Source organism: Burkholderia sp. APQ4-4ca (genome assembly GCF_057837105.1).
Genome location: NZ_JBYQCG010000242.1, coordinates 22,316 through 41,897 on the forward strand (window position 1 = coordinate 22,316; position 19,582 = coordinate 41,897).

Annotated in this window: 16 protein-coding genes; 3 read left to right on the forward strand and 13 right to left on the reverse strand. The window is 66.6% G+C overall.

Going from position 1 to position 19,582, the window contains the following annotated elements:
* Positions 1 to 65: 65 nt before the first annotated feature.
* The 11 genes from lpxD to rpsB form a co-directional block, all read right to left on the reverse strand.
* Positions 66 to 1,145: a UDP-3-O-(3-hydroxymyristoyl)glucosamine N-acyltransferase gene (gene lpxD, locus AC3IFE_RS31585; RefSeq protein ID WP_489194218.1), complete on the reverse strand. Its 1,080-nt coding sequence runs from the start codon at positions 1,143 to 1,145 to the stop codon at positions 66 to 68.
* Positions 1,146 to 1,161: 16 nt separating this feature from the next.
* A complete protein-coding gene (locus AC3IFE_RS31590) occupies positions 1,162 to 1,659 on the reverse strand; it encodes an OmpH/Skp family outer membrane protein (protein WP_069256978.1) in 498 nt (165 codons plus the stop codon).
* Positions 1,660 to 1,723: 64 nt separating this feature from the next.
* The gene (bamA, locus tag AC3IFE_RS31595; protein ID WP_006478499.1) at positions 1,724 to 4,033 is read right to left on the reverse strand and encodes an outer membrane protein assembly factor BamA; all 2,310 of its coding nucleotides are present in this window, start codon (positions 4,031 to 4,033) and stop codon (positions 1,724 to 1,726) included.
* A gap of 61 nt (positions 4,034 to 4,094) precedes the next feature.
* A complete protein-coding gene (rseP, locus tag AC3IFE_RS31600; RefSeq protein ID WP_489194221.1) occupies positions 4,095 to 5,468 on the reverse strand; it encodes an RIP metalloprotease RseP in 1,374 nt (457 codons plus the stop codon).
* Between the two features lie 11 nt (positions 5,469 to 5,479).
* Positions 5,480 to 6,676 carry a 1-deoxy-D-xylulose-5-phosphate reductoisomerase gene (locus tag AC3IFE_RS31605; RefSeq protein WP_089467728.1) on the reverse strand — a complete coding sequence of 399 codons (1,197 nt, stop codon included), beginning with the start codon at positions 6,674 to 6,676 and terminating at the stop codon, positions 5,480 to 5,482.
* A gap of 15 nt (positions 6,677 to 6,691) precedes the next feature.
* Complete coding sequence (locus tag AC3IFE_RS31610; protein WP_489194224.1) at positions 6,692 to 7,513, reverse strand: phosphatidate cytidylyltransferase; 822 nt, start codon at positions 7,511 to 7,513, stop codon at positions 6,692 to 6,694.
* Complete coding sequence (gene uppS, locus AC3IFE_RS31615; protein ID WP_034188847.1) at positions 7,507 to 8,289, reverse strand: polyprenyl diphosphate synthase; 783 nt, start codon at positions 8,287 to 8,289, stop codon at positions 7,507 to 7,509. Before uppS ends, AC3IFE_RS31610 begins: the two co-directional genes overlap by 7 nt.
* A gap of 47 nt (positions 8,290 to 8,336) precedes the next feature.
* On the reverse strand, positions 8,337 to 8,897 hold the full coding sequence (gene frr / locus AC3IFE_RS31620) for a ribosome recycling factor (protein ID WP_089467731.1): 561 nt from the start codon (positions 8,895 to 8,897) through the stop codon (positions 8,337 to 8,339).
* A 104-nt stretch (positions 8,898 to 9,001) separates the two neighbouring features.
* Positions 9,002 to 9,715: a UMP kinase gene (pyrH, locus tag AC3IFE_RS31625; protein WP_006402648.1), complete on the reverse strand. Its 714-nt coding sequence runs from the start codon at positions 9,713 to 9,715 to the stop codon at positions 9,002 to 9,004.
* A 155-nt stretch (positions 9,716 to 9,870) separates the two neighbouring features.
* Complete coding sequence (gene tsf, locus AC3IFE_RS31630) at positions 9,871 to 10,752, reverse strand: translation elongation factor Ts (protein ID WP_021159104.1); 882 nt, start codon at positions 10,750 to 10,752, stop codon at positions 9,871 to 9,873.
* Positions 10,753 to 10,914: 162 nt separating this feature from the next.
* Complete coding sequence (gene rpsB / locus AC3IFE_RS31635) at positions 10,915 to 11,655, reverse strand: 30S ribosomal protein S2 (protein ID WP_069617666.1); 741 nt, start codon at positions 11,653 to 11,655, stop codon at positions 10,915 to 10,917.
* Positions 11,656 to 12,034: 379 nt separating this feature from the next.
* Between rpsB and map the strand changes: the two genes are divergently transcribed.
* From map to AC3IFE_RS31650, 3 genes are read left to right on the forward strand one after another with little or no spacing between them, the layout of a single operon-like run.
* Positions 12,035 to 12,850, forward strand: coding sequence for a type I methionyl aminopeptidase (map, locus tag AC3IFE_RS31640; RefSeq protein WP_050012902.1), 816 nt, complete (start codon positions 12,035 to 12,037; stop codon positions 12,848 to 12,850).
* 46 nt (positions 12,851 to 12,896) lie between these two features.
* Entirely contained in the window at positions 12,897 to 15,473 is a 2,577-nt protein-coding gene (locus tag AC3IFE_RS31645; RefSeq protein ID WP_089467732.1) for a [protein-PII] uridylyltransferase, read from the forward strand.
* Between the two features lie 16 nt (positions 15,474 to 15,489).
* Positions 15,490 to 17,241, forward strand: coding sequence for a pseudouridine synthase (locus AC3IFE_RS31650; protein ID WP_489194231.1), 1,752 nt, complete (start codon positions 15,490 to 15,492; stop codon positions 17,239 to 17,241).
* A gap of 81 nt (positions 17,242 to 17,322) precedes the next feature.
* Here the strand turns inward: AC3IFE_RS31650 and def are convergent, their stop codons facing one another.
* Positions 17,323 to 17,856 carry a peptide deformylase gene (def, locus tag AC3IFE_RS31655; RefSeq protein ID WP_089467734.1) on the reverse strand — a complete coding sequence of 178 codons (534 nt, stop codon included), beginning with the start codon at positions 17,854 to 17,856 and terminating at the stop codon, positions 17,323 to 17,325.
* The coding region (ligA, locus tag AC3IFE_RS31660; protein WP_489194233.1) for an NAD-dependent DNA ligase LigA at positions 17,853 to 19,582 on the reverse strand (1,730 nt) is incomplete at its 5' end. The genes def and ligA, both read right to left, overlap by 4 nt.

The window sequence follows — 19,582 nt, forward strand, 5'->3', positions numbered from 1 at the left end:
GCCCAGTCTGGCAAACCGGGCCGGTTGCGCTGGCCGTGCCCGGTTCGTGGTCTCGCATGATGGGCTCAGGCGCCCGCGCCGCCCTGGGCGGCGAGCGCGGCTTCGAGCGCCTTGATGCGCTCGCGCAGCTTGTCGAGATTGCGCACGAGCGCGGCGCTCTTGTTCCATTCGCCGTGGTCGACGGCCGGGAACGCGCTGGTATAGATGCCGGCCTTCGGCAGCGACTTCGATACGCCCGACTTCGCGGTGATGATCACATAGTCGCCGAGCGTCACGTGGCCGGCGATCCCTGCCGCGCCGCCGATCATGCAATGGCGGCCGATCGTCGTGCTGCCCGCGATGCCGGCGCTGCCGGCGATCACCGTGTACGCGCCGATCCGGCAGTTGTGACCGATCTGCACCTGGTTGTCGATCTTCACGCACTCCTCGATGACGGTATCCGCCATCGCGCCGCGGTCGATCGTCGTGTTCGCGCCGATTTCGACGTCCGGGCCGATCGTCACGCCGCCGACCTGCGGGATCTTGACCCAGCTGCCGGTGCGCGCGTCGCCGTCGCCGACGAAATCCGGTGCGAAGCCGAAGCCGTCGGAGCCGATCACGGCGCCCGAATGGACGATCGCGCGCGGGCCGATCTTGCAGCCGTGGTACACCGATGCGTTCGGATAGAAATGCGAGCCGGCGCCGATCGTCGTGCCGCGGCCGACGAATACGTTCGGGTCGAGCTGCACGCCGTCTTCGATCACCGCGCCGGCCTCGATCGTCACGTGCGGGCCGATCACCGCGGTCGCGGCGACCTGCGCGGCCGGATCGATCGTCGCGCTCGGATGCACGCCGGCCGCGCGCGGCGGCGTGGCGAGATCGATGAACATCTGCGCGACGCGCGCGAAGTACGCGTACGGATTCGGCGTCACGATGAAATTGCGACCTTTCGCGGCCGCGCCCAGCTTTTCCAGATCCTTCGGCGCGATCAGCACCGCGCCGGCGCGGGTCGTCTCGACCTGCGACAGGTACTTCGGGTTCGCGAGAAACGCGAGTTGCTGAGGGCCTGCCTGGTCGAGCGGCGCGAGGCCGCCGACCGTGCACTGTGCATCGCCGGCGATCTCGCCGCCGAACCGCGTTACGAGTGCCTCAAGCGTCAATGCCATTCGTCGTCTGCTCCGTTCAGTTCGTCGAGCCGGACGCGAGCGCCTTGAGCACCTTGTCGGTGATGTCGATGCGCGGGCTGACGTACACGGCTTCCTGCACGATCAGGTCGTAATTCTGCTGCTCGGCGATCTGCTTGATGACCTTGTTCGCCTTTTCCAGCACGGCTGCCAGCTCTTCGTTGCGACGCTGGTTCAGGTCTTCGCGGAACTCGCGCTGCTTGCGCTGGAAGTCGGTGTCGAGCTGCGCGAGATCGCGCTGCTTTTGCGCGCGATCGGCCGCCGACAGCGACGTGCCGTTCTTGTCCAGCGAATCGGACATCGACTTCAGGCGTGCCGCCAGGTCCTGCAGATCCTTGTCACGCTTCGCGAACTCGGCTTCGAGCTTCGTCTGCGCCGCCTTCGCGGGTGCCGACTCGCGCAGGATCCGATCCGAATTGACCGCCGCGATGCGGGCGACGTCCTGTGCGTGCACCGTTGCCGCGCCCAAGGCCAGCGCAACGGTTAGCGCGCACATCACTCGTTTCGAAAACTTACCGGTTAGCAAAATTACCCTCTCGTTGCTGTTGTCATGCGTTCGGTCAGAACGCCGTCCCGATCTGGAACTGGAATTTCTGGTACTGGTCGCCTTCGTGCTTCTGCAGCGGGAAGCCGAGGCTCAGCTTCAGCGGGCCGATCGGCGAGATCCACGCGAGACCCACGCCGTAGCCGTAGCGCAGGCCGTTGGCGCCCGTACTCGTGCCGCCCGGCGCGTTGCCCCACACGTTACCGCCGTCGAGGAACGTGAACACGCGCAGCGTGCGGTCGTAGCCGGTGCCCGGCAGCGGGAACGTCAGCTCGATGTTGCCGACCAGCATCTTCGAACCGCCGATCGGGTCGTTCGTCTTCGTGTCGCGCGGGCCCAGCGAGCTCGGCTCGTAGCCTCGCACCGAGCCGATACCGCCCGCGTAGTAGTTCTTGAAGATCGGGTACGGGTTGCCGATACCGTTACCGTAGCCGCCTTGCAGGTTCAGGCCCAGGATGAAGCCGCGCGAGAACGAATAGTAGTACTGCGCCTGCAGGTCGGCCTTGTAGTACTGGATCTTGCCGACCGGCACGCCGTACTCCATGTTCGCCTGCGTGAAGTAGCCGCGGCTCGGAATCAGCGCGCTGTCACGCGCGTCGCGCGACCATGCGACCGTCAGCGGCACCGTGTTCGACACGCGGCCGAACTCGTTCACGTAATCCTGGTAGCTCTGCGGCGTGTTCGAATCGACGTCGAGGCGGTTCTGCTCGAAGCCCGCGCCGAAGTAGACGGTGTCGACTTCCGAGAACGGAATGCCGAACTTCAGGTTGCCGCCCGCGCTGATGATCCGGAAGCTCGAGCTCGTCGAATAGTAGAGCGGCTGGTACGTGCGATAGAAGACGTCGGTGATCCGCTTGATGCCGTCGACCGTGAAGTACGGGTCGACCTGCGTGACGGTCAGCGTGCGGTAGCTCTTCGCGGTGTTGACGTTCACCGACAGGCTCGTGCCCGAACCGAACACGTTGTCCTGCGACACGCCGGCCGACAGCACGACCTTGTCCGTCGACGAGAAGCCGGCGCCCAGCGTGATCGCGCCGGTCGGCTTTTCGTCGACCTTCACGTTCACGTCGACCTGGTCGTTCGTGCCTTCCACCGGCACCGTCGTCACGTCGACGTTGGTGAAGTAGCCGAGGCGGTTCACGCGGTCCTTCGACAGCGCGAGGCGGTTCGAGTCGAACCACGAGCTTTCGAGCTGGCGCATTTCGCGGCGCACCACTTCGTCGCGCGTGCGCGTGTTGCCGACCACGTTGATGCGGCGCACGTACACGCGGCGGCTCGGATCGACGACGAGGTTCAGGTTAACCTTGTGGTTCGCCTGGTCGATGTCCGGCTGCGCGTTGACGGTCGCGAATGCGTAGCCGTATTCGCCGAGCTTGTCGACGATCGACTTGGTGGTCTGCTGCAGCTTTTCCGCCGAGAAGCGGTCGCCCGGCTTGATCTTGATCAGCTTGTTGAGCTCGGCCTCGCGATCGAGCAGGTTGCCCGACAGCTTGATGCCCGACACCGTGTACGGTTCGCCTTCGTGCAGCGTGACCGTCAGGTACATGTCCTTCTTGTCCGGCGAGATCGACACCTGGGTCGACTCGATGTTGAACTCGAGGTAGCCGCGGTTCAGGTAGTACGAGCGCACGGCCTCGAGGTCGCCCGTGAGCTTTTCCTTCGAGTACAGGTCGTTCTTCGTGTACCAGGAGAACCAGTTCGGCGTCGACAGCTGCATCTCGTCGCGCAGCGTGCTGGTGCTGAACGCCTTGTTGCCGATGAAGTTGATCTGGCGGATCTTCGCGCTCGGGCCTTCGGCCACCGCGAACAGGATCGACACGCGGTTCGCGTCGACCGGCGTGATCGTCGTCTTGACCTCGGCCGCATAGAAGCCGCGCGTCAGGTACTGGCGCTTGAGCTCCTGCTCCGCCTTGTCGACGAGCGCCTTGTCGTAGTAGCGGCCATCGGCCAAGCCGACCGCGCGCAGCGCCTTCGTCAGGTTGTCCTTGTCGAATTCCTTCGTGCCGGTGAAGTCGATCGACGCGATGGCCGGACGCTCCTGCACCTGCACGATGACGACGTTGCCCTGCGTGGCGATGCGCACGTCGTTGAAAAAGCCCGTCGCGTACAACGCGCGGATTGCTTCGGATGCCTTGTCGTCCGTGAAGGTATCGCCCTGCTTGATCGGCAGATAGGCGAACACCGAACCCGCTTCGACGCGCTGCAGCCCCTCGATCTTGATGTCTTGCACCACGAACGGTGCCGCTGCATGCGCCGCGAGGCCGTGCGCGGCGAGCGCGGCCGCTGCAACTGTCTTAGGTACAAAGCGATGAGGTTTGAACAACATGCATCCCCAATATTTAGCTGCATCAAATCAGGCGGCTGACCAGCGGCCGCCGCCTGACGCTTCAGAAATGGATTAACCGAGCCAGATCGTTGAACAGCGCGATCGCCGACAACGCGACGATGCAGATCAACCCGGCTCTTTGCAGAATCAGCTGCCAGCGCTCCGAGACGGCTTTCCCGGTCGCGGCTTCAACCGCATAATATAACAGATGCCCCCCGTCCAAAACGGGAATCGGCAACAAGTTCAGGACGCCAAGGCTAATGCTGACAAGGGCGAGGAACGACAGGAACGCCGACGGACCGAGCCGCGCGCTCTTGCCTGCGTAGTCGGCGATCGTCACCGGGCCGGACAGGTTCTTCAGCGACGCGTTGCCCGTGATCATCCGCCCGAACATCTTCAGCGAATACACGGAAATGTCCCACGTGCGGTGCGCGCCGAGCCGCAGGCTCTCGATCGGCCCGTAGCGCACGTCCACCGACGGCGCGTGCATCGACAGCGCCGCGCCGATCCGGCCGACCTGTTGCCCCGATTCGTCGTCGCGCTGCCTCTGCGGCACGATCGGCACCGTCTGCGCGGCGCCGTTGCGCTCGATCCGCAACTCGAGCGGCTGGCCCGCATGGTGCTTCACCGCGTCGATGAAGCGCGACGCGCCGCCGATCGGCTTGCCGTCGAGCGCGACCAGCTTGTCGCCGACCTTCAGGCCGGCCTGCTCCGCCGCGCTGCCCGGCTGCACCGACGCGACCGACAACGTGCCGCCGCCGGCCTCGAAGCCCAGATGGGCCATGAAGTCGTCGTCGAGTTGGCTGTCGGGAACGTTGCGGAGATCGACGCGAAAATCGAACGTCGCATTGCCGTCGCGCGCGCCGAGCACGACCTCGCGATGGTCGAACGCGGCCGCCAGCAGCTTCCAGCGCAGGTCCGACCACGACCGCACCGGCTCGGACTCGCCGCCCTGCGCGTTTCGGATCGACACCACCGTCTCGCTGCCGTCGAAACCCGCCCGGGCCGCCGCCGTGCCGGCGGCCGGCGACGCGACGATCGCGGCCGGCTCGGTCACGCCAGTGGCGAATACGAAGGAAAACAGTGCGATTGCCAGCAGGAAGTTCGCAATCGGGCCGGCCGCGACGATCGCGATGCGCTTGTAGACCGACTGGCGGTTGAATGCCTGGCCGAGCTCGTCGGCCGGAATGCCGCCGGGGCCTGGATCGCGCTCGTCGAGCATCTTCACGTAGCCGCCGAGCGGCAGCGCGGACAGCGTCCACTCGGTGCCCGTCTTGCGGCTGACCCAGCGTGCGACGGGCTGGCCGAAGCCGATCGAGAAACGCAGCACCTTCACGCCGCACCAGCGCGCGACGCGATAGTGTCCGTACTCATGCACGACGACCAGTACCCCGATCGCCACCGCAAACGCGACCAGTTCGACCAGCACGTTCATGAGCACCCCATTCAGACCGTACGCTCCACGCGGGGCGCAGGCGCTTTCGCAATGATCGCGGCGGCGAGGCGGCGAGCCTCGGCATCGGCCGCAAGGACGTCGTCGAGCCCGTCGGGCGCGCGGTTCGGCAGCGCGTCGAGCACCGCGTCGACCGTCGCCGCGATCGCCATGAAGCCGATCCGGCGCTCGAGAAAGGCTTCGACCGCCACTTCGTTCGCCGCGTTCAATGCGGCGCTCGCGATACCGCCTTCCTCGAGCGCCTTCAGCGCGAGCGCGAGGCACGGGAAGCGCGCGTAATCGGGCTTCTCGAACGACAGCTGGGCGATCTGCGCGAGATCGAGCGGGTCGACGCCGGCGTCGACGCGCTCGGGGAACGCGAGTGCGTGTGCGATCGGCGTGCGCATGTCGGGGTTGCCGAGCTGCGCGAGCACCGAGCCGTCACGGTACGACACGAGCGAATGAATCACGCTCTGCGGATGGATCAGGACGTCGATCCGGTCGCCCGGCAGCCCGAAGATCCAGTGCGCCTCGATCACTTCGAGGCCCTTGTTCATCATCGTCGCGGAATCGACCGAGATCTTGCGGCCCATCACCCAGTTCGGATGCTTGCACGCCTCGTCCGGCGTCACGTCGACGAGCGTGGCAGGTTCACGCGTGCGGAACGGGCCGCCCGACGCGGTCAGGATGATCTTCGAGATCCCGCCGTGCTCGGCCGCGTCGCGCGGCATGCACTGGAAGATCGCGTTGTGTTCGCTGTCGACCGGCAGCAGGATCGCGCCATGGTCGCGCACGGCGTCCATGAAGATCGCGCCCGACATCACGAGCGCTTCCTTGTTCGCGAGCAGGATCCGCTTGCCGGCGCGTGCAGCCGCCAGGCTCGGCGCAAGGCCGGCCGCGCCGACGATCGCCGCGACCACCGTGTCGCAGCCGTCGCTCTTCGACACGTCGACGAGCGCCTGCGGCCCGTGCAGCACGACCGTCTTGCTGCCCGCCGCGCGCAGTTTCGCGTCGACCTGCGCGGCCGTCGCGGCATCGCCGACCACCGCCACTTCAGGCGCGAAGCGCAGACACTGCTCGACGAGCTTGTCGCCGTTGCGGTGCGCGGTGAGCGCGTAGACGGAGAAGCGCTCGGGATGGCGCGCGACCACGTCGAGCGTGCTGTCTCCGATCGAGCCCGTGGAACCGAGCAATGTCAGACGTTTTTGCATAACAGAAATAATGGTTTAACCAAGCAGCAGCATCGCGAGCGGCAGCACCGGCAGCAGCGCGTCGACACGATCGAGCACGCCGCCGTGGCCCGGCAGCAATCCGCTCGAATCCTTTACGCCCGCCTGCCGCTTCAGCAGCGACTCGAACAGGTCGCCAATCACGCTGTACGCGACCAGCAGCGTCAGCGCGGCCCACGCGCCGGGCATCCCGTAGCGCGCGGCGAATGCAGAAAACAGGGTCGGTTCGAATACGTGCACGGCCATCGCGACACCGCCGACGACCATCACCGCGAACCAGCCGCCGATCGCGCCTTCCCAGCTCTTGCCGGGGCTGATCGTGATGGCCAGTTTACGCTTTCCGAAGGCCTTGCCCGCGAAGTATGCGCCGATATCGGCCAGCCAGACGACCAGAAGCAGCGACAGCACGAACGGCACGCCCTGCGCGCGGGCGGCGACGAGCGCGTGCCAGCAGGCGGCGAACACGACGAGGCCGGCGGCCAGCAGGAACGGCCGCCAGACGCCGCCCGCCAGCGTGGGCTTGCGCCGCAGCGCGAATGGGCCGACCAGCAGCCAGAACACGCCGGCCGCCATAAAAAGGGGACGGGACGAAGCCGCATCGACGCCGAGCGGCGCGGTGGCCGCGAGCGCGAGCGCCGCGACGCCCGCATAGACGATCGGAGCGGCGCCGCCGAGCTTCAACAGGCGCGCCCACTCCCACGCGGCGAACACAAGGACGACGCCGATCAGCGCGCCGAATCCGGCGAGCGGCGCGAACAGCGTCACCGGCAACAGCACCGCCAGCATCACGATCGCCGTGATCACACGGGTTTTCAGCATGAAAGGGAGTCAGCGTTCTGCGATTGCGGTTCGAGCTGCGCACTCGTGCGCCCGAAACGGCGCTCGCGCTCGGTATACGACGCCAGGGCGTCGGCCAGTGCCGCGCCGTCGAAATCCGGCCAGTACTTGTCGGTGAAATAGAATTCGGCGTACGCGAGCTGCCACAGCAGGAAGTTGCTGACGCGCTGCTCGCCGCCGGTGCGGATGAAGAGATCGGGTTCCGGCGCGTAGGCCATCGCCAGGTGCGGCGCGAAGGCGTCCTCGGTCACTTCGACCTCGCGACCTTCGCGCACCGCCTGCTCGACGAGTTTCTTCGTCGCCTGCAGGATGTCCCACCGGCCGCCGTAGTTGGCCGCGATGGTGAGCGTCAGACGGGTATTGCGCGCCGTCTTGGTTTCGGCGCGGCGAATCAGCTCGCGGATGCGCGGCTCGAAGCGGTCGAGATCGCCGACGACGCGCAGGCGGATCCCGTTCGCGTGCAGCTTGCCCACTTCGCGCTCGAGCGCGGTGATGAACAGCCGCATCAGGAACGACACTTCGTCGTTCGGCCGGCGCCAGTTTTCCGAACTGAACGCGAACAGCGTCAGGTATTCGACGCCGGCGCGCGCACAGCCTTCGACCACCGCCCGCACGGCATCGACGCCGCGGGTGTGCCCCGCGACGCGCGGCAAGCGGCGTTCGGTCGCCCAACGGCCGTTGCCGTCCATGATGATCGCGATGTGACGCGGCACGACGCCGACGTCAGGCACGCGAACGGTAGAGCTGGTATAGGTCATGGCCGTTGAGACAGTTGCGGGAAGAAGGCGGCGCGCGAGGACGGTCGTCAGACCGTCATGATCTCGGCTTCCTTGGTCTGCACGAGCTTGTCGATTTCGGCAACGTGCTTGTCGGTCAGCTTCTGCACGTCGTCGCTCGCGCGGCGCTCGTCGTCTTCCGAGATTTCCTTGTCCTTCACGAGCTTCTTGAGCGCTTCGTTCGCGTCGCGGCGCAGGTTGCGAATCGCGACCTTGGCCGTTTCGCCTTCGCTCTTCACGACCTTGGTCAGCTCGCGGCGGCGCTCTTCCGTCAGCGCGGGCATCGGCACGCGGATCAGGTCGCCGGCCGTCGCCGGGTTCAGGCCCAGATCGGCTTCGCGAATGGCCTTCTCGACCTTCGCGACCATGTTCTTTTCCCACGGCTGCACGCCGATCGTGCGCGCGTCGACGAGCGTCAGGTTCGCGACCTGCGAGATCGGCACCATCGAGCCGTAGTAGTCGACCTGCACGTGATCGAGCAGACCGGTGTGTGCACGGCCTGTACGGATCTTGGCCAGATCGTTCTTGAACGCTTCGATCGAGCGCTGCATCTTTTGCTCGACGCCCTTCTTCACATCAGCGACACTCATTTCAACCTCCGAACCTTCAAACCTTCAAAGAACGCGAGCCCCGCCCGGCGCATGTCGCGCGCCGCGGCCGGCAACCCGCGCCGTTCGCCCGCATCCGCGGGAGTTTACACGTGGACGAGCGTACCTTCGTCCTCGCCCAGCACGATGCGCTTGAGCGCGCCCGGCTTGTTGATCGAAAACACGCGAATCGGCAGCTTCTGGTCGCGGCACAGCGCAAACGCCGTTGCGTCCATCACCTGCAGGTTGCGGCTGATCGCCTCGTCGAAGCTGATCGTCGTGTAGCGCGTGGCCGACGGATCCTTCTTCGGATCGGCAGAATATACGCCATCGACCTTGGTCGCCTTCAGCACGACTTCCGCGCCCACTTCCGAGCCGCGCAGCGCGGCGGCCGTATCCGTCGTGAAGAACGGGTTGCCGGTGCCGGCCGCGAAGATCACGACACGGCCTTCCTCGAGCTGACGGATCGCACGGGGCCGGATGTACGGCTCGACGACCTGGTCCATGCGCAGCGCGGACTGCACGCGCGCCTCGATGCCGGCGTGGCGCATCGCGTCCTGCAGCGCCAGCGCGTTCATCATCGTCGCGAGCATCCCCATGTAGTCGGCCGTGGCGCGGTCCATGCCGGCCGCGCCGCCCGCGACGCCGCGGAAAATATTACCGCCACCGATCACGACCGCAAGCTGCGTCCCGAGACGCACGACTTCGGCGATATCGGCCACCATCCGTTCGATCGTCGCGCGATTGATGCCGAAGGCATCGTCGCCCATCAGCGCTTCGCCGGAGAGTTTGAGGAGGACGCGTTTATAGGCATTGGACATAGGGGCTTCCGAGCGACGAGAGGATGACAACCACGAACTGTAGGGGCGAAATACTGATTCGGGCAAGCGCCGACGACCGGACCGGGGTTCCCGGCCGGCCGGCGGCGCCGCCGGCCGCGGCGGAACGGACGCCCGCCGCGGATACTGCCGACTGCTTACTGCTGCTTGGCTGCTGCGACTTGCGCGGCCACTTCGGCGGCGAAGTCGTCCTGGCGCTTCTCGATGCCTTCGCCGACGACGAACAGCGCGAACTTCTGCACTGCCGCATTCGCTGCCTTCAGCATCTGCTCGATCGTCTGCTTGTCGTTCTTCACGAACGTCTGGTTCAGCAGCGACACTTCCTTCAGGTACTTCTGGACGCTGCCGTCGACCATCTTCGCGACGATTTCAGCCGGCTTGCCCGATTCGGCAGCCTTCTGCTCGGCCACGCGGCGTTCCGTCTCGATCAGTTCCGCCGGCACGTCGGCCGACGACAGCGCGACCGGCTTCATCGCGGCGATGTGCATCGCGACGTCCTTGCCGACCTGCTCTTCCGCGCCCGTGTACTCGACGATCACGCCGATACGCGCGCCGTGCAGGTACGTCGCGATCTTGTTCGCGGTTTCGAAACGGACGAAACGGCGGATCGACACGTTCTCGCCGATCTTGCCGATCAGCGCCAGACGCACTGCGTCGACGGTCGAGCCTTCGAGCGGCAGCGCCGACAGCGCGGCCACGTCGGCCGGGTTCTGCGTCGCGACGAGTTCCGCGACCGTCTTCGAGAACGCGAGGAAGTCGTCGTTCTTCGCGACGAAGTCGGTTTCGCAGTTCAGCTCGACCAGCGCGCCTGCGTTGCCGCCGACGAACGATGCGACGACGCCTTCCGCCGTCACGCGCGATGCGGCCTTGCTCGCCTTGTTGCCGAGCTTGACGCGCAGCAGTTCTTCAGCCTTGGCCAGATCGCCGTCGGCTTCCGTCAGCGCCTTCTTGCATTCCATCATCGGTGCGTCGGTCTTCGCGCGCAGTTCTGCCACCATGCTTGCGGTAATTGCCGCCATCATTCGCTCCTTGAGTCTGTATTCACAACGCCGCCCGCTTGGACGCGAACGGCCGAGATTCGTTTCCGGACCCGCGCCGATTCGGCGCGATCAGGTCCGGCGCACAAGCTTAAAAAAAGGGGGCCTGTTGAGAGCCCCCTTTTTGCGCCGGCTCGGGGCCAGTTACGCGTTTTCCTCGACGTATTCGTCGTCGCCGCGTGCGGCCTGGACCACTTCGTTGACCGCGTTCGCACGGCCTTCGAGGATCGCGTCGGCCACGCCTTCGGCGTACAGCGCGACTGCCTTGCTCGAGTCGTCGTTACCCGGGATCACGTAATCCACACCTTCCGGCGAGTGGTTCGTGTCGACCACGGCGATGACCGGCACGCCCAGCTTGTTCGCTTCCGTGACGGCGATCTTGTGGTAGCCGACGTCGATGACGAAGATCGCGTCCGGAATGCCGCCCATGTCCTTCACGCCGCCGATCGACTTCTGCAGCTTGGCGATTTCGCGTTCGAACAGCAGCGCTTCCTTCTTGCTCATCTTCTCGGTTTCACCCGCTTCGACGGCCGCTTCCATGTCCTTCAGGCGCTTGATCGATACCTTCAGCGTCTTGAAGTTGGTCATCATGCCGCCGAGCCAGCGTGCGTTGACGTACGGCATGCCCGCACGTTGCGCTTCCTGGGCGATCGTGTCACGCGACTGGCGCTTCGTGCCGACGAACAGGATCGTGCCGCGGTTCGCTGCCAGCTGGCGCACGTACTTCTGTGCGTCCGTGAACATCGGCAGCGTCTTTTCGAGGTTGATGATGTGAATCTTGTTGCGGTGACCGAAAATGAACGGAGCCATCTTCGGGTTCCAGAAGCGCGTCTGGTGACCGAAGTGGACACCTGCTTCCAGCATTTGGCGCATCGTGACTGCCATGTAAATTCTCCACGAGGGTTGGGTCTTAAGCCGGCTGCCGTACCGCCGCGCGAACCTGCCCCGAAAGGCGGGAATTCCGCACGGACGGCACCCTGGTTGCGCCGGCTTGCGATTCGGCACGTGCAAAACGCCCGTGCCGTAAGCCTTTCACCGCGATGCCACCCCAAAATGGGGCACGACGGCAAATTTGGATGTCGACTTAGCCAAAGAGTATAGCACGCGGATTTGTCGGCTCTCAAGTCGCGCGGCACTTCCGCTTGCCGCGCGGCAGCGGGCCGGACAATCCTCGAAAACCCGCATCCGCGCGGCCCGCAGGGGCTGCGACGCCCGCCATAAGGTGCGATAATCCGTCAATTCACCGCATTCCAGGCATACCTCGATGGCTATTACGCTCAAAAACGAACACGATATCGCCCAGATGCGCGTCGCCTGCCGTCTCGCGAGCGAAGTGCTCGACTTCATCACGCCGCACGTCGTCGCCGGCGTCACGACCGCCGAACTGGACCGCCTCTGCCACGAGTTCATGCTCAACGAGCAAGGCACGATCCCCGCGCCGCTGAACTATCAGCCGCCCGGCTATCCGCCGTACCCGAAGGCCACCTGCATTTCGGTCAACGACGTGATCTGCCACGGCATTCCCGGCGAGAAGGTGATCAAGAACGGCGACGCGCTGAACATCGACATCACCGTGATCAAGAACGGCTATTTCGGCGACACCAGCCGGATGTTCATCGTCGGCGAGGGTTCGATCCTCGCGAAGCGCCTCGTGCAGACCACCTACGAATGCATGTGGCTCGGCATCGACCAGGTCAAGCCCGGCGCGCACCTCGGCGACATCGGCTACGCGATCCAGAAGCACGCGGAAGCGCAGGGCTACAGCGTCGTGCGCGAATACTGCGGCCACGGCATCGGCACGGTGTTCCACGAGGATCCGCAGGTCGTCCACTACGGCCGCCCGGGCACCGGCATCGAACTGAAGGCCGGGATGATCTTCACGATCGAGCCAATGATCAATGCCGGCAAGCGCGACATCCGCACGATGCCCGACCAGTGGACGGTCAAGACGCGCGACCGCAGCCTGTCCGCGCAGTGGGAGCACACGGTGCTCGTCACCGAAACCGGCTACGAAGTGCTGACCGTGTCGGCCGGCACGCCGGCGCGCCCCGTGTTCGCGCAGCCGGCCGCCGCCGTCTGAGCGCCGCCGCGCCAGCCCGCCCCACCCCGCCCCCGAACGGTCGCCCATGAGCGCTCACGCTGCCCCCTCGCCCGAAGCGCTGTCCCGGCGCGCCGAATTCAAGGCCGCCAAGACGGCGATGCTCGAGCGCTTTCGCCGCGCGGCGAACGTCGCGCCGCTGATGCACGCGCTGTCGAAACTCACCGACGACGCGTTGAAGCGCGTGTGGGACGATTGCGGGCTGCCCGCGACGCTCGCGCTCGTCGCCGTCGGCGGCTACGGGCGCGGCGAGCTCGCGCCCTATTCGGACGTCGACATCCTCGTGCTGCTGCCCGATGCGCACGACGCGGCGCTCGACGCGCGCATCGAGCGCTTCATTGGCATGGCGTGGGACCTCGGCCTCGAGATCGGCAGCAGCGTGCGGACGGTCGCGCAGTGCATCGAGGAGGCGTCGCAGGACGTCACGGTGCAGACCTCACTGCTGGAAGCGCGCCGCATCGTCGGCAGCACCGCGCTGTTCGAGCGCTTCACCGTGCGCTACCACGAAGCGCTCGACGCCCGCGCGTTCTTCACCGCGAAGGTGCTCGAGATGCGCCAGCGCCACGCGAAGTGCCAGGACACGCCGTACAGCCTCGAACCGAACGTGAAGGAAAGCCCCGGCGGGCTGCGCGACCTGCAGACGATCCTGTGGATCGCGCGCGCGGCCGGCTTCGGCAGCAGCTGGCGCGAACTCGACACGCGCGGCCTCATCACCGACCGCGAAGCGCGCGAGCTGCGCCGCAACGAAGGCTTCCTGAAGACGCTGCGCGCGCGGCTGCACGTGATCGCCGGGCGCCGCCAGGACATGCTCGTGTTCGACCTGCAGACGCAGGCCGCCGAGAGCTTCGGCTACCAGCCCACGCAGGCCAAGCGCGCGAGCGAACAGCTGATGCGCCGCTACTACTGGGCCGCGAAAGCCGTCACGCAGCTCGCGACGATCCTGATCCAGAACATCGAGGCGCAGCTCTTCCCCGCGACGAGCGGCATCACGCGCGTGCTGTCGGCCGATCGCTTCGTCGAGAAACAGGGGATGCTCGAGATCGTCGACGACGGCGTGTTCGAGCGCCATCCCGACGCGATCCTCGAAGCGTTCCTGCTGTACGAAACGACGCGCGGCGTGAAGGGCCTGTCCGCCCGGACGCTGCGTGCGCTGTACAACTCGCGCGAAATCATGAACAACGCGTGGCGCCGCGATCCGCAGAACCGCGCCACGTTCATGCGGATCCTGCAGCAGCCCGAAGGCATCACGCACGCGTTCCGGCTGATGAACCAGACGAGCGTGCTCGGCCGCTACCTGCTGAACTTCCGCCGCATCGTCGGCCAGATGCAGCACGACCTGTACCACGTGTATACGGTCGATCAGCACATCCTGATGGTGTTGCGCAATATCCGCCGCTTCGCGGTGGCCGAGCATGCGCACGAGTATCCGTTCTGCAGCCAGCTGATCGGCAATTTCGAGCGCCCGTGGGTGCTGTATGTCGCGGCGCTGTTCCACGACATCGCGAAGGGCCGCGGCGGCGATCACTCGACGCTCGGGATGGCCGACGCGCGGCGCTTCTGCCGCGAGCACGGGATCGCCGCCGAGGACGCCGCGCTGATCGTATGGCTCGTTCAGCATCACCTGACGATGAGCCAGGTCGCGCAGAAGCAGGATACGAGCGACCCCGAAGTCATCAAGCGTTTCGCCGAAGTCGTCGGTAACGAACGGTACCTGACCGCGCTCTACCTGCTGACCGTCGCCGATATCCGCGGCACCAGCCCGAAGGTGTGGAACACGTGGAAGGGCAAGCTGCTCGAGGATCTCTACCGCATCACGCTCGCGGTGCTCGGCGGCGCGAATCCCGACGCGCATTCGGAACTGAAGTCGCGGCAGGAGCAGGCGCTCGCGCTGCTGCGCCTGGAAACCGTGCCCGACGATGCGCACCGCGCGTTGTGGGATCAGCTCGACGTCGGCTTCTTCCTGCGTCACGACGCGGCCGACATCGCGTGGCAGACACGCGTGCTGTACCGGCACGTGAACGCCGAAACCGCGATCGTCCGCGCGCGGCCGTCGCCGATCGGCGACGCGCTGCAAGTGCTCGTGTACGTGAAGGACCGCCCCGATCTGTTCGCGGGCATCTGCGCGTATTTCGACCGCAACGGGCTGTCGGTGCTCGATGCGCGCGTCAGCACGACGCGGCACGGCTATGCACTCGACAACTTCATCGTCACGCAGACCGAACGCGACGTGCGCTACCGCGACATCGCGAATCTCGTCGAGCAGCAGCTCGCGACGCGGCTCGCCGAAACCGCCACGCTGCCGGAGCCGTCGAAGGGCCGCCTGTCGAGGCTGTCCCGGACGTTTCCGATCACGCCGCGCGTCGACTTGCGGGCCGACGAGCGCGGTCAGTACTACATCCTGTCCGTGTCGGCCAACGACCGGCCGGGCCTTCTCTATTCGATCGCGCGCGTACTCGCCGAACATCGGATCGGCGTCCATGCGGCGCGGATCAATACGCTCGGCGAGCGCGTCGAAGACATCTTCCTGCTCGCGGGCGCCGGCCTGTCCGACAACCGCCTGCAGATCCAGCTCGAAACCGAATTGCTGCGTGCGATCGCAGTCTGAATGAATCCCAGCGTTTATGCGCACCAAATTAACCGTCAAGAATCCGAAGCCGGCGTCGCCGACCCGCGCCCCTGTCCGCTCCGGCAGCCTCGTCGCCCGCAAGGCGGTGCGTCCCGCCGCGCCGCCCCCGGGGGACAAGCCCGCCCGTCCGAAGAAGGCGCCGGCGGCCGCCGCCACCGGCGAGCGCTCGTTCAAGCCGCGCGGCGCCGCCGGCGCAGAACGCCCGGGCGCGGATCGCGCACCGGCCAAGCGCGCGCCGCGTGACGGTAGCGCCGAACGCGGCACGCGCGCCCCGTATCGCGACAATGCAGCCGGCGAAGGTGCGAAGCGCAGTTTCGGCGATCGACGCACGTCGTCGGATCGGCCGCCGCGACGCAGCGATGACGATGCACGGCCGCGTCGCGCAGCAGGTGACGACAGCAAGCGCCCGTCCTACCGCGACAAGCCCGCCGGCGAAGGCCCGAAGCGCAGCTTCGGCGACCGCCGTCCGTCGTCGGATCGCCCACCGCGCCGCAGCGATGACGATGCCCCTCCGCGCCGCGCAGCAGGTGGCGATGACAGCAAGCGCCCGTCCTACCGCGACAAGCCCGCCGGCGAAGGCGGGAAGCGCAGCTTCGGCGATCGCCGTCCGTCGTCGGATCGCCCACCGCGCCGCAACGATGACGATGCCCGTCCGCGCCGCGCAGCAGCCGGTGACGACAGCAAGCGCCCGTCCTACCGCGACAAGCCCGCCGGCGAAGGTGCGAAACGCAGCTTCGGCGACCGCCGCACGTCGTCCGACCGCCCTGCTCGTCGCAACGATGACGATGCACGTCCGCGCCGCGCAGCAGGTGGCGACGACAGCAAGCGCCCGTCCTACCGCGACAAGCCCTCTGGCGAAGGCGCGAAGCGCAGCTTCGGCGATCGCCCGGCCCGCCCCGCACGCGACGGCGAGCGCCGTTCGTTCGGTACGGTGAAGACCGCGCAACCCGTCAAGCGCGCAGCAGCCGACGTCGACTACGGCGACGAAACGGGCCTGATGCGCCTGTCGAAGCGAATGTCCGAACTCGGCATGTGCTCGCGCCGCGAAGCCGACGAATGGATCGAAAAGGGCTGGGTGCTCGTCGACGGCGAACGCATCGACACGCTCGGCACCAAGGTGCGCGCCGACCAGAAGATCGAGATCGACGAGCGCGCGAGCGCCGCTCAGGCCGCGCAGGTGACGATCTTGCTGCACAAGCCGGTCGGCTACGTGTCGGGTCAAGCGGAAGACGGCTACGAGCCGGCGGCCGTGCTGATCACGCGCGCGAACCGCTGGAGCGGCGATCATTCGCCGGTGCGCTTCTCCCCGCAGCACCTGCATGCGCTCGCACCGGCCGGCCGTCTCGACATCGACTCCACCGGCCTGCTCGTGCTCACGCAAAACGGCGTGATCGCGAAGCAGCTGATCGGCGAACAGTCGGACATCGACAAGGAATACCTGGTGCGCGTGCGCTTCGGCGAACGCCTGATCGACATCGACCAGCACTTCCCGGCGGAATCGCTCGCGAAGCTGCGCCACGGCCTCGAGCTCGACGGCGTCGCGCTGAAGCCGGCGCTGGTGAGCTGGCAGAACGGCGAGCAGTTGCGCTTCGTGCTGCGCGAAGGCAAGAAGCGCCAGATCCGGCGCATGTGCGAACTGGTCGGCCTCGACGTAATCGGCCTGAAGCGCGTGCGGATGGGCCGCGTGATGCTCGGCGCGCTGCCGCAGGGCCAATGGCGCTATCTGTCCGCCGACGAGACGTTCTGACCGCAAGCGCACCACGTACGCCACGCAATGAAAAGAGCCCGCTTCAAGCGGGCTTTTTCTTTTCCCCGCGAGGGCGGCCGATCAGTCGTCGTCGGCCGGGTCGAGCCCCGGGAACAGCACCTCGGTGAACCCGAAGCGCGTGAAGTCGGTGATCCGCATCGGATACAGCTTGCCGATCAGGTGATCGTATTCGTGCTGGACCACGCGTGCGTGGAACCCCTCGGCGACGCGATCGATCTTCTGGCCGAACTGGTCGAAGCCGCTGTAGCGCACCTTCGCGTAGCGGCTGACGACGCCGCGCATGCCCGGCACCGACAGGCAGCCTTCCCAGCCCTCTTCGATGTCCGGCGGCAGGTACTCGACCTTCGGGTTGATCAGCACGGTCTCGGGCACCGGCGGCGCATCCGGGTAGCGGTTGTTGTTGCCGAAGCCGAAGATGATGATCTGCAGCCCGATGCCGATCTGCGGCGCGGCCAAGCCGGCGCCGTTCGCGTGATGCATCGTCTCGAACATGTCCGCGACGATCTCGTGCAGCTCGGGTGTATCGAACCGCTCGACCGGCTCGGCGATTTCGAGCAGGCGCGGATCGCCCATCTTCAGGATCTCGCGAATCATGGCGTATTGCCCTCCAGGAGTTGGTGCAGGCCGTCTTCGTCCAGCACGGGGATGCCGAGTTCCTCGGCCTTCGCGAGCTTGCTGCCGGCTTCGGCGCCCGCGACCACGTAATCCGTCTTCTTCGATACCGAACCGGCCACCTTGGCGCCGGCCGCTTCGAGCATCTCCTTCGCCGCGTCGCGCGTGAGATTCGGCAGCGTGCCCGTCAGCACGATCGTCTTGCCGGCCAGCACGCCCTGCGGCGCCTTCGGCGCGGGCGGCCCTTCCGGCCACGTGACCTTGCCGGGCGCGCGCAACTGCTCGATCACCGTGCGGTTGTGCTCTTCCGCGAAGAACTGGTGAATCGACTCGGCGACGATCGGCCCGACGTCGTTGACTTCGAGCAGTTCCTCGATCGACGCATCCATGATCGGCGTCAGCGAGCCGAAATGCTTCGCGAGATCCTTCGCGGTCGATTCGCCGACATGGCGGATGCCGAGCCCGTAGATGAAACGCGCGAGCGTCGTGTGCTTCGCCTTCTCGAGCGAATCGAGCAGATTCTGCGCGGACTTCTCGGCGAACCGGTCGAGCTCGGCGAGCGTCGCGAAACCGAGATTGAACAGGTCGGCCGGCGTACGCACGAGATTCAGCTCGACGAGCTGGTCGATGATCTTCTCGCCGAGGCCGTCGATGTCGAGCGCGCGGCGCTGCGCGAAATGCCACAGCGCCTGCTTGCGCTGCGCCGGGCAGAACAGCCCGCCCGTGCAGCGCGCGATCGCCTCGTCCGGCAGGCGCTCGATCTTCGAGCCGCACACCGGGCATTCGGTCGGCATCACGAATTCGGCCGCGTCCGCCGGGCGCCGGTCGAGCAGCGCGCCGACGACTTCCGGAATCACGTCGCCGGCACGGCGCACGATCACGGTGTCGCCGATCCGGATGTCCTTGCGGCGCACTTCGTCCTCGTTGTGCAGCGTCGCATTGGTCACGGTCGCACCGCCGACGAAGACCGGCTCGAGACGCGCGACCGGCGTGATCGCGCCCGTGCGGCCGACCTGAACCTCGATCGCGACGAGCTTCGTCAGCGCTTCCTGCGCGGGGAACTTGTGCGCGAGCGCGAAGCGCGGCGCACGCGACACGAAGCCGAGGCGCTCCTGCTCGTCACGCCGGTTGACCTTGTAGACGACGCCGTCGATGTCGTACGGCAGCGACTCGCGCTTCTCGCCGACCTTGCGGAAGAACTCGAGCAGCCCTTCGGCGCCGTGCACGACCGCACGCTCGCGGTTCACGGGCAGGCCGAACGCCTCGTACCAGTCGAGCAGCGCGCTGTGCGTGTCGGGCATCGGCATCCCGTCGAGCACGCCGATCCCGTACGCGAAGAACGACAGCGGCCGCTGCGCGGTGATCTTCGAGTCGAGCTGGCGCAGGCTGCCGGCCGCCGCGTTGCGCGGGTTCGCGAATTCGCGCTGCTCGGCCGCGCGCTGGCGTTCGTTCAGGCGTGCGAAATCGCGCTTGAACATCAGCACCTCGCCGCGCACGTCGAGCACCGCCGGCACGTGCTTGCCCTTCAGCTTCAGCGGAATCGAACGGATCGTGCGCACGTTCTCGGTCACGTCCTCGCCCGTCGTCCCGTCGCCGCGCGTCGCGGCCTGCACGAACACGCCTTGCTCGTAGCGCAGCGAAATCGCGAGGCCGTCGAACTTCAGTTCGCACGCGTATTCGACGGGGTCCGTCACCGAGCCGGCGAGAT